Here is a 13,014-nt window from a genome sequence, read left to right as displayed (position 1 = left end):
CAAAGCCATATGATCAAACGAGACCATAAAGGATGCCTTCATGCAGACACTGACCCCTATCCTTTCGACAGTCACTGCTGCCTTCCTGGCGTCCGTCGTCGAGGTTGTCGAAGCCTTCACCATCGTGCTCGCCGTGGGCGTCACGCGCAGCTGGCGCCCGGCACTGATCGGTGCCGCGCTGGCGCTGGCGGTGCTGGCGGCGCTGGTTCTGGCATTCGGCCCGCTGCTTGCGCTCATTCCCATCACCACGCTGCAGTTCGTCGTCGGGGTCTTGCTGATCCTTTTCGGCATGCGCTGGCTGCGAAAGGCGATCCTGCGCAGCGTCGGTGTCATCGCCCTGCATGACGAGGAGGCAGCATTTTCCAAGGAAACCGCCGCCTTGCACCAGCAGGCCAACGACCGCCGCGCCGACTACCTTGCCGGGCTGGCGTCGTTCAAGGCGGTGCTGCTCGAGGGCGTCGAGGTCGTTTTCATCGTCATTGCCGTCGGCGCCGCGCATGGGCAGACGCTTTACGCCAGCCTTGGTGCTCTGGCCGCGTTCGTGCTGGTGATGCTGATCGGGTTCGCCGTGCACCGGCCGCTGGCGCAGGTGCCGGAAAATGCGCTCAAATTCGTGGTTGGACTGATGCTGACCAGCTTCGGCATCTTCTGGACCGGCGAGGGCATCGGCGCCGACTGGCCTGGCGCCGATCTGGCTTTGCTCGCCATCTTCGCCATCGTTGCGCTGGCATCCTTCGTCATGGTGCGCTGGCTACGCAGCACCTATCCCGCACTCACAGGAGGGCTCGCCCGATGAACGTCATTCGTCTCGTCCTGAAGGAACTCATCGGCATGTTTGTCGACGACGGCAATCTGGCACTGTTGGCGCTGATCCTGATCGTCGCGGTGACAGCGGCGGTCAAGCTTCTGGCGGTTCCGCCACTGTTTGGCGGCGTCGCGCTGCTGGCAGGCTGCCTCGCCATCCTGCTGCTCAGCGTTCGCCGCGCGGCGCGCGCTACCGGGCGTTAGAGACTTGAGCAAAGGAACCGCGTCGCGACGGCTCGTGGCCCGTTGGGAACCTCTATCCTTTCGATCAGACCGCGATGGCTGCTTCAACCATGCTCCGACACGTCCCGGCGGGCCGCGCCGGACCGGTTTGTCGCTTGGTCTTACGAAATTGTAATCCTCGGGCGGGTGCCATCCCCCCTCCCCGCTGTTAGAACTAAACCTTGTTCTCGGGCATGCGCCTTGCGCCGCCACGGTAAGAAAGGCGTTAGATGGTCTCGTATTTTCAGGCGATAGTGCTTGGGCTGCTACAGGGTTTCTCGGAGCTTTTCCCGATATCGAGCCTCGGCCACAGCGTGCTCATTCCCATGCTGCTGAGATGGAATATCGACCAATCGAGCGATGCCTTCCTGTCCTTCCTGGTGCTGACGCATCTTTCCACGGCCCTTGTGCTGCTGGGCTTTTTCTGGCGCGACTGGGTGGCGATCGTCAGCGGCGTGCTGCGGTCCCTGGCCGCCCGGCAGATCAAGACGGAAGACACTTATGCCAAAATCGGCTGGCTGATCGTGGTCAGCACGATACCGGCGGGCATTCTCGGCATCCTGTTCGAGCAGCGGCTGAAGGATCTTTTCTCCGCCGCCGATATCATCGCGACGGCACTCATCCTCAACGGCATCGCCCTCTATGGGGTGGAGTGGTTGCGCAAACGCCACGCCGAGGAAGGCGCCTATGACGACCAAAAGCTGGCCGGAATGTCGTGGTCGAAAAGCGTCGTCATCGGCGTGGCGCAATGTCTGGCGCTGATCCCCGGTTTCTCACGCACCGGCATGACAATTGCCGGCGGCCTGGTCAGCGGGCTTTCCCATGACAACGCCGCCCGCTACTCCTTCCTGCTGGCCACGCCGATCATCCTCGCCGCTGCCGTGCTGAAGGTTCCGGACCTGTTTGCCAATGGCGCGACCGGGCTGCCCACCGCCCTCGTCGGCGCGGTCTGTTCAGCAGCCAGCGCCTACCTGTCGGTTCGCTTCCTGCTCAGATATTTCGAAACGCGCACGCTGACACCCTTCGCCATTTATTGTTTCGTGGCGGGGTGTCTGGCGCTGGTTTTGATCAGGCTTTGATCAGGCCTGCCTGGGGCCGCTCCGGAACCAGGCGAACGCAAACAAAGCGAGGCCGACGATGACCGAGCCCAAGCCATGCTTGAAATGAACATGCGGCGATCCGGCTTCGAAGCCGGGCAGGAATCCAGGCAATGAACCGGCGGGGACCATCCAGTAAACGACGCCAAGAATGATGAAGAGAATGCCGAGCAGAACTGCCGCACCGGTTATCGTTCGATTCATGAAACCACTTTCCTCATGGATTGGGGGCGACCGTAACGCCAGATGGCCAGTTTAACGCGGGCGGCAAGAATCTGTCGCCGATTTTCCCGCGCGGCAAACCATACAAATTCGTAAGCCTCCGGAAAGAACGGCGAGAAGTGTGCGTACCACGATCATGTGGTGGAGCCCATAGGTCGGATGAACCCGCGCTTTTGAACCCGCGCTTTCTCGACTGGCGCGATCGAATGGTCGGGACTAGGCTAGTGCCCGACAGGTGACGCTTGAAGCCTTTCGACGAACACCGCATCCACCAGATATTCGAGGTCAGCGTCTGGCTGAAGGGTATTCACGCCCTGATCGAGTGTCTCGGCGGCGTCGTACTTTATTTTGCAACTACCGACGCCATCGTTTCCTGGGTCAATTTCCTCACCCGAGAGGAATTGAACAATGATCCGAACGACTTCATAGCCGGCCACCTTTGGCAGATGGCCAGCCAGTTTTCCGTCGCCAGCAAGCAATTTTACGCCTTCTACCTGCTCAGTCATGGCCTGATAAAACTACTCCTGGTTATCGGGCTTTTGAGAAACAAACTATGGTCTTATCCGGCGTCTCTCGCAGCGCTCGGTGCCTTCATGGCGTACCAGCTATACCGGTATTCATACACGCACTCCGCCGGGCTGCTTGTCCTGACCATCTTCGATGCGATCGTTATCGTGCTGATCTGGCATGAGTGGAGGATCGTACGTCGTCATGACGCGGCAGAACCCACGCGCCACCTCGGCTAGGCATCCAAAGCGCGTCGGGGTGCAGCGCAGCAGGCGCCGCTACGCCATTGCTGGCCGTCCGCAATCTTACCAAATCGTATGAACGGAGCGACACGCCGGTAAGCTTGACGCGCCATGATGGACGCACTCGCCGTTCAATTGGGAAAGGCCGACAAAATGATTTCCACTCATGGCAAAATACGCCGCATTGCTTCGATTCTCATGATCACGGCGAGTGTCAGCGCCGCTGGTTCGCTTTCTCCAGATCTTGGAAACCTGCCGGTATTCGCCGCGGAAAAGGTGGTACCGGCCGAAAAGAACCCGCCTGGCGATATTCCCGACACGCAGGTCTTCATCGACTATGCCGCGCAAGGCGGGTTCACCATGAAGGTACCGGAAGGCTGGGCCCGGTCGGACCATGCCGACGGTGCAAGCTTTGTCGACAAGCTTGACGGTGTCGTTGTCTCCGTGGCGAAGGCGGATGCCGCGCCGACCGTTGAGAGCGCCAAGACAGACTATGTTCCGAAGCTGGAAGCGGCCGGACGAGCCATCCGGGTGACGGCGGTCAAGCAGGTCAAGCTGCCGGCCGGATCGGCAATCCGTATCATCTACACGTCCAACTCCGAACCGAATGCGGTGACCAACAAGCAGGTCCGTCTGGAGAACGAGCGCTACCTCTATTTCAAGGACGGCAAACTCGTCACGCTCGAGCTCTATGCTCCGAAAGGCGCCGACAATGTCGATCAATGGCAATTGATGTCCACCTCGTTCCAGTGGAAATGAAAATGCATGCGCTGGAGGCGCACGAGCTCTATCGCTTCTTCCATATCGGCGATGACGAGACCGCCGCGTTGCGTGGCGTGAGTTTCCAGCTGTCGGCCGGTGAGATCGTGGCGCTGACCGGGCCATCCGGCAGCGGCAAATCCACCTTGCTGGCCTGCGTGACCGGACTGGACGAGCCGGATGGTGGCCATGTCGAGGTGGCTGGCCGGCGCCTGACCCGGCGATCGGAAGCCGAACGGACGCGCATTCGCGCCGCCAGTTTTGGCATCCTCCTGCAGTCCGGCAATCTGTTTGGCCACCTTACCGTGGCCCAGAACGTGCTCTTGCAAATGCTGCTGGCGAGAAAGCCTGACGAGAAACGAATTGGCGCACTGCTCGAAAGCGTCGGCCTTTCGCATCGCGCACAGGCTTTTCCGACCGAGCTTTCGGGCGGCGAGACGGCGCGCGCCGGCCTTGCCGTGGCGCTGGCCGCGAATCCGCCCATTCTGGTCGCCGACGAACCAACCGCGGAGGTCGACCGTGACACCGAATCCCGGCTGATCGAGCACTTCGAGGCGAGACGCGAAGCTGGCTTGGCGACATTGCTCGCAACCCACAGCAAAGCGCTGGCGCTGAGGGCAGACCGGATCATCAGGCTGAGAGACGGAAGGATCGACGGTGACTAGAACGCTCGTGTCCGGCAAGGGTCTTGGTCGCGACTTTCTGGATGGAAATGCCGGCCGGATGACGGTTTTGCGCGACGTCGACTGCGAGATCGCGGCCGGCGCGCGCATTGCACTGGTCGGACCTTCCGGCAGCGGCAAGACAACACTGCTCCACATTCTTGGCGGGCTCGACATACCGACGGCCGGCGCCATCACATGGCCAGGGCTCGGGTCGTATGAGGAATTGCGGCCGCGCCAGATTGGATTTGTGTTCCAATCGCCCAGCCTGTTCCCCGCGCTCACCGCTACCCAGAATGTTGGCTTGCCCATGGTGCTGGTCGGCGAAAGCGGCGCGGCGGACAGGACAGCGGCGGCTCTGCTGCAATCCTTCGGGCTTGGCGAGCTCGGCGACAAACTGCCGGAGGAATTGTCCGGCGGACAGTCGCAACGAATAGCCATGGCGCGCGCCTTGGCTGTAGGGCCGAAGCTCGTGCTTGCCGACGAGCCGACCGGGCAGCTCGACAGCATGACAGCGCAGCTTTTCTTCGACGCCGTGCTGGATCGCCTGGACGGGACTGACATAGCCCTGGTTGTCGCAACGCATGATGAAGCCGTGGCCGCCCGGATGGCGACGCGGTGGACGATGGACCACGGTCGGCTGATCATCGGGCGCGCCAGCAGCGAGGCCGCATGATGCTTCTGCTCTGGATTCGCGGCGTGCTCGCTCGCCGATTCCTGCGTGTCGCAGGCGCTGCGGCGGGCGTCGCGCTGACGGTTGCGCTCTTGGCGACCATGGCGCTCTTTCTCGCCAACGCCAGCACCTCGATGACGGCGCGAGCCATATCGGCGGTGCCGATCGACTGGCAGGTGGAGGTGATCCCAGGCGCCAATCCGGAGATGATCGGCAAGGCACTGGGAGAAAGCGCTCCGGTGAAGGCCGTCCATCAGGTTCGCTATGCTGATATCGCTGGCCTCGAAGCGCAGACCGGCGGCACGACGCAGACCACCGGACCGGGACAAGTGATTGCCTTCGACAATCTGTATGCAAAAGACTTCCCGGCGGAAGTCCGGCCACTTTCCGGCAAGACCGATGGTGTTCTCATCGCCCAGCAGACGGCGGCCAATCTTCATGTCGGCCCTGGCGACATGGTGTCGATCAAGCGGATCGGCCTGCCGCCGGCAGAGGTGAAGGTCGCGGGGGTAATCGACCTTCCCGACGCCGATTCGCTGTTCCAGGCAGTCGGCCTGCCGCCCCAGGCTGCTCCGCAGGCACCGCCCGACAATGTTCTCGTGCTGCCTCCGCAGGACTGGCAGCAACTCTTCGATCCGCAGCAGACAGCACGCCCCGACACCGTGCGGTCGCAGTTTCACGTGCGCATCGCCCGCGCGGCACTGCCAGCGGATCCGGTCAGCGCCTTCACTTTCGTCACCAACGCGCAGAGGAATTTCGAGGCGCGGACGGTCGGCCAGGCCCTGGTAGCCGACAATCTCGGCTCCCGCCTCGGAGCAGTCCGCGAGGATGCGCTCTATGCCTCCGTCCTGTTCCTGTTTCTCGGACTGCCCGGCGTTGCCTTGGCCGTCGCGCTGACCTTTGCGATCACATCGTCCGGCGCCGCACGCCGGCGGACGGAGCAGGCGCTGCTTCGCATACGTGGCGCCACCACGCAAAAAATCCTATCCCTGTCCGCTATCGAGGCGGCAATTGCCGCTGTCTGCGGGACCATGGTCGGCGTCGCCGTTGCAGTGCTGTTTGGTCTCGTCGCTCCGGGCCCGCACGGGGCGTTGAGCATGAGCGGCGCGACGCTGTCTGTTGTCGCCTTGTTCGGATTGCTGATGGGTTTCGTTGCCTTCCTGTTTCCAGCCTGGCGCGACGCGCGTTGGGCCAGCGTCAGTGCGGCCCGGCGTATCGTCGGTCGGACGAAGGCGCCACTGTGGCGGCGCCTGTGGCTGGACATGCTTCTGCTTGCAGCCGCCGGTCTTTTTTTCTGGCAGTCGGCGAGCACCGGGTACCAGATCGTGCTTGCGCCCGAGGGCGTCGCCGCGACCTCCGTCGACTACAAGGCATTCATGGCGCCAGCGTTGTTCTGGTTTGGCATGGCGCTGCTGACCGTACGGCTGTCCGGCGCCATCATCTCCCGGAACGGAGCAAGCCTGCGAGCGATGATTGCACCGGTCGCCGGGACGCTGACACCTGTCGTGTCGGCCGCGCTGTCGCGCCAATCGCAACGGCTGACGATCGGCATCGCCATGACCGCCCTGGCCATCTCCTTCGCGACGTCGACCGCGATCTTCAACACAACATACAATGCCCAGGCGCGTATCGATGCTGAATTGACGAACGGATCCGACGTCACCGTCTTCGGCACATCGGACAGGCCAGCGGGAGCACATCTGGCAGCGTTGGCCTCGCTGTCCGAGACGGCCGCCGCGGAACCCATGCAGCATCGCTTTGCCTATGTCGGCGCCGACCTGCAGGACCTCTATGGCATCAACCCCGGTCGCATCGAACGTGCAACGGGCCTTTCCGACGCCTATTTCAGTGGTGCCAGCGCGGCCGGCACCCTGGACCAGCTCGCCGCCACGCCCGACGGTGTTCTGGTGTCGGAAGAGACGGTGCAGGACTTCCAGCTTCAGCAAGGCGACACGATCAATTTGCGGCTCGTCGATGCCAGGGATCACCAGTATCATCCCGTCGCCTTCAAGTTCATCGGGGTTGCGCGTGAATTTCCCACCGCGCCGAAAGACTCCTTCCTCGTCGCGAACGCCGCCTATGTCGCCCGCATGACCGGGTCGGATGCGTCCGAATATGTGCTGATGCGGGCAAAAAATCATCCCACAAAGCTTGCCCGACAGGCCGCTTCGGTGCTCGCCTTCGACCCCTCGCTGAAGGTCGCCGACATCGGCCAGGCCGCCCACCTTATCGGCTCGAGCCTGACGGCGGTCGACCTCGGCGGATTGACGACGATCGAGCTGGGATTTGCCGTCGTCATGGCGGCTGCCGCGGCCGGCCTGATGCTGGCGCTGGGGTTCGTCGAACGCCGCCGGACCTTCGCCATACTGGACGCAATCGGCGCCAAGCCACGGCAACTGGCGGCGTTTCTGTGGGGTGAAGGCATCCTGATCATTGTCGGTGGTTTCACATTCGGTCTTCTGTCCGGATTGCTGACGGCCTGGATGCTGGTGAAGCTGTTGACCGGCGTGTTCGATCCGCCGCCCGAGGCCCTGTCGATCCCTTGGACTTATCTGGGGGTGATGCTCGGTCTGGTCGCCGCTTCGGTCGTCGCCGCCGTGCTGTCGGTCAGGCGATCATCCGGACAGGACGTCGAGCACCTGCGGGATCTCTGATCGTCTCCGCCCGACTTACCCATCTGTAAAGTCCCGGCCAAGTTACCGAAAACTCTGCGGCGTAGGCTCGATGATCTTCTCTCATGGTGAGAGAGATGATCCGCAAGCCAACCGCTTCGGATCGTCACCGTTGCCGTCTGGAACCACCATTCCTTCGGCATCGCACGCGACCAACGGGAAAACGAACATGAACAAATCAGTCATCGCAACCGCACTGGTGCTGGCAGTCGCATCCTCGAGCGGCGCCTTCGCCAAAGCGATCACCGGCATGATCGCAAGCGTCGACAAGAAGGGCGACTCGATCACGCTGTCGGACGGCAAGACGTTCACCTTGCCGGAAGGGATTGAAGCCGAGACGCTTCAGGTCGGTGAAAAGGTGATCGTCACCTATTCGACAAAGGCCGGCAAGCTGGTGGTTTCGAGTATTCACGCAGCCAAGTAATCGGGTCAGGCGTGGAAGCTCGTCGGCAGGCTGGAGCAATTCCAGGAAAAGTGTGCAACGGTTTTCCGTCCGGAATTGTGTCAAAACAAAGAGATAGAGCGGTTCGGCGTTTCCGTGAAACGATGAACCGCTCTAACAGGCTGTTGAAGAAGTTCTGGCGCGGTTGTTTGGAGCGTGATTCACTGCTCCCCGGACGATTGGGGATTTGTGATGCGCGGCTTAGACGAACGGACAGGCTCGCTGTTTTCGTATGTCGACCTTGAGGCGCGGGTTCGACGCGACCACCCGCTGCGGACGATACGGGAGATCGTGAACGCGGCTCTTGTGGAGATGGACGGCGATTTTGCGGTGCTTTATCCGCCCGGGCTCGGCCGCCCGTCGATCGCGCCGGAACGGTTGCTGCGTGCGATGCTGCTGCAGGCCTTCTACGGCATTCGCTCGGAGCGTCAATTGATGGAGCGGATGGAGTTCGATCTTCTGTTTCGCTGGTTCGTGGGGCTTGGTGTTGATGATCCGGCCTGGGATCATTCGAGCTTCACCAAGAACCGGGATCGGTTGCTGGAGGGTGAGATCGCGGCAAAGTTTCTGCGTGCGGTGCTTGCTCAGCCAAGGGTGAAGCGGCTTTTGTCGTCGGATCACTTCTCGGTGGACGGGACGCTGATCGAGGCCTGGGCTTCGATCAAGAGCTTCCGCCGCAAGGACGGAGACGACAACGACCCGGATGGAGCGGGTCGTAACGCGGAGCGCGGCTTTCATAAGGAGAAGCGCTCCAACGATACACACCAGAGCACGAGCGACCCACAGGCGCGGCTCTACAAGAAGGGCGACGGGCAGCCGGCGAAGCTGTGCTACATGGGGCATGCGCTGATGGAGAACCGTCATGGGCTGGCGGTCGATGGCGGCATTACCCAGGCCACGGGCACGGGCGAGCGTGATGCCGCGCTCGCCATGCTAGACCGCAGAGCGTCGCGGCGGCGCATCACACTCGGCGCCGACAAGGCCTATGATGTACGCCAGTTCGTCAAGGACCTGCGTGAGCGCAAGGTCACACCGCACATCGCCGTCGACGGCCATCTGAGCAAAACCGGCAAGCCTCGCGTGACGGCGATCGATGGCCGCACGCGTTGCCACGCCGGCTATGCGGTCAGCCAGCGCTGCCGCAAACGGATTGAGGAGGTGTTCGGTTGGATCAAGACCTCGGCCGGCATGGCCAAGGTCAAGCTGCGAGGATGCGCCCGTGTGGGCGCGGCCTTCACACTGAACCTTGCGGCCTACAATCTGGTCCGCTTGCCCAAGCTGCTGGCGGCGCCGGCATGAGCCTCACCGGCCGCTGGCGGATCGTCGCGATGCCCGACTATGTCGAGGACTATCGCGATATGATGGCGCCCGCCTACATTGAGTTCGCGGCGGATGGCTCCAGCGAATTCGCCTTCGGCTGCGTTACCGGGCAGATCTTCGGCGCGGGCAACGGCAACAATGTAGCCTTCTCCTGGCTAGGCAATGACGAAATGGACGAAGCCCAAGGCAATGGCTGGGCTGAAATCCAACCAGACGGCTCTATCAACGGACAAATCTGCTTCCATGGCGGCGACGAAGCAGACTTCGTCGCTCGCAAGTGGACTTCTTCAACAGCCTGCTAGGTATCCCATCCCTGCCGGCGGGTGCCCCAGATGGCGCGTCGGTCGTTACCGCGCACGCCAGGTGATGGCGGAATTGGTGATGTAGTTCCAGGCAGCGCCCACAGCGGCCGCGGCAAGGCCCGCCGCCCACCAGCGTGACGGGCTGGTGTAGAGAAGCGTCGACACTCCAACCCCCGCGATGACGCCAAAACTGCACAGCGCGGCGAACATGGCGAAGCCGGTCAGAAATCGCCAACCGCGCCGGCGCTGGTCCCGGTAGGTGAAGGTGTTGTTCAGCGTGTAGTTGAAGGCCATTGCGGTGAACATGGCGGCGGTCTGCGCCAGGGCGAAAGGCACGCCGTGTGGCAGCAACGCATGCAGGACGGAAAGATGAACAACAACACCGGCGGACCCGACCAGGCCAAAGGCCAGAAACCGCGTCGAGACCAGATCGCCGGAGGCCTTGGCGACCAGCAAGCCGGCATATTCCAGCACGACAAGCGAATCGAGCTTGCTTTGTCCATGCAGGCGCGGACCGAAGACGTAAGGGATTTCCCTGATGCGCAGGGGCGCAGCCGAAGAGGCGACGATATCCAGAAGGATCTTGAACCCTTGCCGCGAAAGCCGCGGCGCCACGGCATCGACGATGTCCCGGCGCAGCATGAAGAAACCGCTCATCGGGTCATTGATCGGCGTCTTCAACAGCAAGCGCGCCAAGCGCGTCGCCAGCCGGCTGCCGCTTGAACGCAACCGCGTCAATCCTCTGTCGGCGCTCCCCGCATTTTCGTACCGGCTGGCGATCACCAGATCGGCTTCACCGCGCCGCATGATCTCGAACATGGCGGGAAGACACGTCTCGTCATGCTGCAGATCCCCGTCCATGACGGCAACGAATGGTGCCGAACTGGACAGGATGCCTTCCAGGCAGGCGCCTGCAAGACCGCGACGGGCGATACGCCTGATGCCGCGAACCCGATGATCGCCGGCGGCGATGTCGCGCACCGCCGCTATCGTTCCATCTTTCGAATCGTCATCGACAAAGACCACTTCCCACTCGATTTGACGCAGCGACTGCCGCAGCCGGCCGACCAGCAGGCCGATGTTGGCGCGCTCGTTCAGCGTCGGAATGACAATCGTCAGTTCGGCGCCACCGCGCTGCCGCTCTGTCACGGGAAATCCTGCGTGCGCTGCCGGCTCCATGGCCCCGCTCGATGTCTTGTGTGTCACATGGTTCATGGGAGAACTTTGTTTCCCCGCGGCAAGCCGCCGTCGTGGAGGGGCGCTTGCAGCGTCCTCCTGACGGGGAGGATCAGAATGTCGAAAACCGGAAAGCCCGCGATGCGCTGCGTGATATGCCTGGGAGGTCCGTCGACAGCGAAGAGACCGCCGAGACTGTCGCGATAAGCCTTTTCACCGGCGGCTTCGTCGCCAAATTTCAGAGCTCCGACGAAGAGGCCGAGGCTGCGGCCCTCAAGGCGCCTGTCATCCATGAACTGGAAGTGGCGCGGGTCTCCCGGAAGCACCTCGATGGGAATACCTGGTCCAAGGACATAGGCGATCCGCGCCGCCTGCATCCAGTTCGAGGCAACGACATAGGTGTCGGCGTCCCCGATCTCGTGGCCACCCACCACATCCGTCAATGAGGACCAGTCGACAATCTGCCAGTTGACATCGAATTTTGGAGCCCGGTCATAGAAAGGTCGCGTAAAGGCCCCGGTCCTTGCCTGGACCGCGAACCCTGTAGCCAGCAGCGGCACCACAAGGGCGGCGATGACAAAGGAGACCGCCAGCCGTGTCGGCCGGCGTTGCGAAAAACGACTGCACCATTGACCGACAAGCGGAAACGCAAACAGGAAACCGCTCATCGACCAATGCGGCAGCGAATGGGCACTGATCAGGGCGATCAGGTCGAAGAACGCGACCGTTGGCAACGACAGCAGCACGAAGAAGCGATCGGCCGCGGTGTCGCTTCTGGCGCCGCGCCACAGGCAGGCCATCGCGACCAGCCAGATCGGTGGCCACAAATAGCCAGCCTGGCCGAGCAGCGTAATGGCGAGATTTGCCGGATGCAGAACATGGCCGTCGGCGGCCATGCCGCGACCGGACTGAAACGCGAAGGAGATCCAGCCATGGCTCATGTTCCACAGCACGACCGGCACCAGGCCGAGTGCCGCGATTAGGCCGGCGACCCAGGGCCCGGGCGTCCGCAGCTGGTCTCGACCAGGCTTCGTCAACAGCAGGACAAGCAGGGCCGAGATGCCGAAAAGACCGGCCTGATATTTGGACATCAAGGCCAAGCCAAGTGCCACGCCCGCGACGATCCAACGGAGCAGCGCGAAGCGTGGCTTTGCGCCGAGAAGCATTGGCGCCACCAGGCAAGCGCTGGCCAGAAGGAAGAAGTTGAGCGGCCCGTCCGGAACGACGAAGTGTCCGGCGGAAATCAGAAAAAACGGCGCAACCGTGTACCAGGCTACGGCCCAGAACGCGGCAACCGCGCCATAGACGGATTGCGTCAGCGAAAACAGCAGCAGCGCCGACAGCGAGCCCAACACCACATAGGGAAGCCGCATGAGGAGCTGGCATTCGCAACCGGAGATATCCGCCATCAGGCGGGCAAGCGCGAAGCCGAGCGGCGGATGATCGAAATAGGAAAGCGAGTGGCTGCGCGACACCACCACCGCATAGGCCTCGTCGATCGACAGCGGAATTGTCGAGGCAAGTCCGATCCGCAAGATCAGAAACGCGACCACCAGACATGCCATCTGGAAAACCGGAGATGTCAGCGGTTGTCTTGCCAGGTCGGATAAAGACCGCTTTCCGACAGCCGCGCCACGATCAGACTGATCCAGGTACATCGGGCGTTACCAGATCCAAAGCAGATGCGAGCGCTCGTCCGGGGCCGGCTCATTTCTGGATATGACGATCAGGACACAGGTAAGGGTGAGCAGCACCAGAACCGTGGTGACCCATATCCATTTGCCCTGCCTGAAGGCATGACCGCGACCGAGCATCTGCAAAAGCCACCTCTCGAACACGACAGGCCTTCGGCTTGTAGAGAGATGTCTAGCCGCAGCGGTTCTGGAGAGATTCTGCGCCGTCAACCATACTGGA

General features: G+C 62.2%; 15 protein-coding genes. 11 read left to right on the top strand and 4 right to left on the bottom strand.

Annotated features, from left to right (window positions below; translation table 11 throughout):
* Positions 1 to 40: 40 nt before the first annotated feature.
* From BPNPMPFG_RS24130 to BPNPMPFG_RS24120, 3 genes are all read left to right on the top strand, one after another.
* Complete coding sequence (locus BPNPMPFG_RS24130) at positions 41 to 796, top strand: COG4280 domain-containing protein (protein WP_258591136.1); 756 nt, start codon at positions 41 to 43, stop codon at positions 794 to 796.
* The gene (locus BPNPMPFG_RS24125) at positions 793 to 1,008 is read left to right on the top strand and encodes a hypothetical protein (protein ID WP_258591135.1); all 216 of its coding nucleotides are present in this window, start codon (positions 793 to 795) and stop codon (positions 1,006 to 1,008) included. Before BPNPMPFG_RS24130 ends, BPNPMPFG_RS24125 begins: the two co-directional genes overlap by 4 nt.
* Positions 1,009 to 1,256: 248 nt before the next feature.
* Complete coding sequence (locus BPNPMPFG_RS24120; RefSeq protein WP_258591134.1) at positions 1,257 to 2,105, top strand: undecaprenyl-diphosphate phosphatase; 849 nt, start codon at positions 1,257 to 1,259, stop codon at positions 2,103 to 2,105.
* Here BPNPMPFG_RS24120 and BPNPMPFG_RS24115 read toward each other — a convergent pair whose 3' ends face one another.
* Complete coding sequence (locus BPNPMPFG_RS24115; RefSeq protein WP_258591133.1) at positions 2,106 to 2,327, bottom strand: hypothetical protein; 222 nt, start codon at positions 2,325 to 2,327, stop codon at positions 2,106 to 2,108. It abuts the gene before it with no gap.
* Positions 2,328 to 2,587: 260 nt separating this feature from the next.
* Here BPNPMPFG_RS24115 and BPNPMPFG_RS24110 point away from each other — a divergent pair, with 260 nt between their 5' ends.
* The 8 genes from BPNPMPFG_RS24110 (at position 2,588) to BPNPMPFG_RS24075 (ending at position 9,924) form a co-directional block, all read left to right on the top strand.
* Positions 2,588 to 3,091: a DUF2127 domain-containing protein gene (locus tag BPNPMPFG_RS24110; RefSeq protein WP_258591132.1), complete on the top strand. Its 504-nt coding sequence runs from the start codon at positions 2,588 to 2,590 to the stop codon at positions 3,089 to 3,091.
* Between the two features lie 156 nt (positions 3,092 to 3,247).
* Entirely contained in the window at positions 3,248 to 3,853 is a 606-nt protein-coding gene (locus tag BPNPMPFG_RS24105; RefSeq protein ID WP_258591131.1) for a hypothetical protein, read from the top strand.
* A 2-nt stretch (positions 3,854 to 3,855) separates the two neighbouring features.
* On the top strand, positions 3,856 to 4,518 hold the full coding sequence (locus tag BPNPMPFG_RS24100; protein WP_258591130.1) for an ABC transporter ATP-binding protein: 663 nt from the start codon (positions 3,856 to 3,858) through the stop codon (positions 4,516 to 4,518).
* The gene (locus BPNPMPFG_RS24095) at positions 4,511 to 5,191 is read left to right on the top strand and encodes an ABC transporter ATP-binding protein (RefSeq protein WP_258591129.1); all 681 of its coding nucleotides are present in this window, start codon (positions 4,511 to 4,513) and stop codon (positions 5,189 to 5,191) included. Before BPNPMPFG_RS24100 ends, BPNPMPFG_RS24095 begins: the two co-directional genes overlap by 8 nt.
* Positions 5,188 to 7,842: an FtsX-like permease family protein gene (locus BPNPMPFG_RS24090; RefSeq protein WP_258591128.1), complete on the top strand. Its 2,655-nt coding sequence runs from the start codon at positions 5,188 to 5,190 to the stop codon at positions 7,840 to 7,842. Before BPNPMPFG_RS24095 ends, BPNPMPFG_RS24090 begins: the two co-directional genes overlap by 4 nt.
* 187 nt (positions 7,843 to 8,029) lie before the next feature.
* On the top strand, positions 8,030 to 8,284 hold the full coding sequence (locus BPNPMPFG_RS24085; protein WP_258591127.1) for a DUF1344 domain-containing protein: 255 nt from the start codon (positions 8,030 to 8,032) through the stop codon (positions 8,282 to 8,284).
* A gap of 210 nt (positions 8,285 to 8,494) precedes the next feature.
* Positions 8,495 to 9,601 carry an IS5 family transposase gene (locus BPNPMPFG_RS24080; RefSeq protein ID WP_258591126.1) on the top strand — a complete coding sequence of 369 codons (1,107 nt, stop codon included), beginning with the start codon at positions 8,495 to 8,497 and terminating at the stop codon, positions 9,599 to 9,601.
* Complete coding sequence (locus BPNPMPFG_RS24075) at positions 9,598 to 9,924, top strand: hypothetical protein (protein ID WP_258591125.1); 327 nt, start codon at positions 9,598 to 9,600, stop codon at positions 9,922 to 9,924. The genes BPNPMPFG_RS24080 and BPNPMPFG_RS24075 overlap by 4 nt, the downstream gene beginning before the upstream one ends.
* Positions 9,925 to 9,969: 45 nt before the next feature.
* On the opposite strand, the gene BPNPMPFG_RS24070 is transcribed toward BPNPMPFG_RS24075, so the two are convergent.
* The 3 genes from BPNPMPFG_RS24070 to BPNPMPFG_RS24060 all read right to left on the bottom strand — a co-directional run bounded on the left by BPNPMPFG_RS24070 (position 9,970) and on the right by BPNPMPFG_RS24060 (position 12,938).
* Positions 9,970 to 11,139 (bottom strand): glycosyltransferase, encoded by a 1,170-nt coding sequence (locus BPNPMPFG_RS24070; RefSeq protein ID WP_258591124.1) that lies wholly within the window; start codon positions 11,137 to 11,139, stop codon positions 9,970 to 9,972.
* Positions 11,136 to 12,653 carry an ArnT family glycosyltransferase gene (locus tag BPNPMPFG_RS24065; RefSeq protein ID WP_258591123.1) on the bottom strand — a complete coding sequence of 506 codons (1,518 nt, stop codon included), beginning with the start codon at positions 12,651 to 12,653 and terminating at the stop codon, positions 11,136 to 11,138. Before BPNPMPFG_RS24065 ends, BPNPMPFG_RS24070 begins: the two co-directional genes overlap by 4 nt.
* A gap of 111 nt (positions 12,654 to 12,764) precedes the next feature.
* On the bottom strand, positions 12,765 to 12,938 hold the full coding sequence (locus BPNPMPFG_RS24060; protein WP_258591122.1) for a hypothetical protein: 174 nt from the start codon (positions 12,936 to 12,938) through the stop codon (positions 12,765 to 12,767).
* Between the last annotated feature and the right edge of the window lie 76 nt (positions 12,939 to 13,014).

The sequence above is a fragment of the Mesorhizobium sp. AR07 genome (assembly GCF_024746815.1).
Classification (GTDB): Bacteria; Pseudomonadota; Alphaproteobacteria; order Rhizobiales; family Rhizobiaceae; genus Mesorhizobium.
Note: the sequence above shows the minus strand (reverse complement) of the source record. Positions and strands in the feature narration are given on the sequence as shown.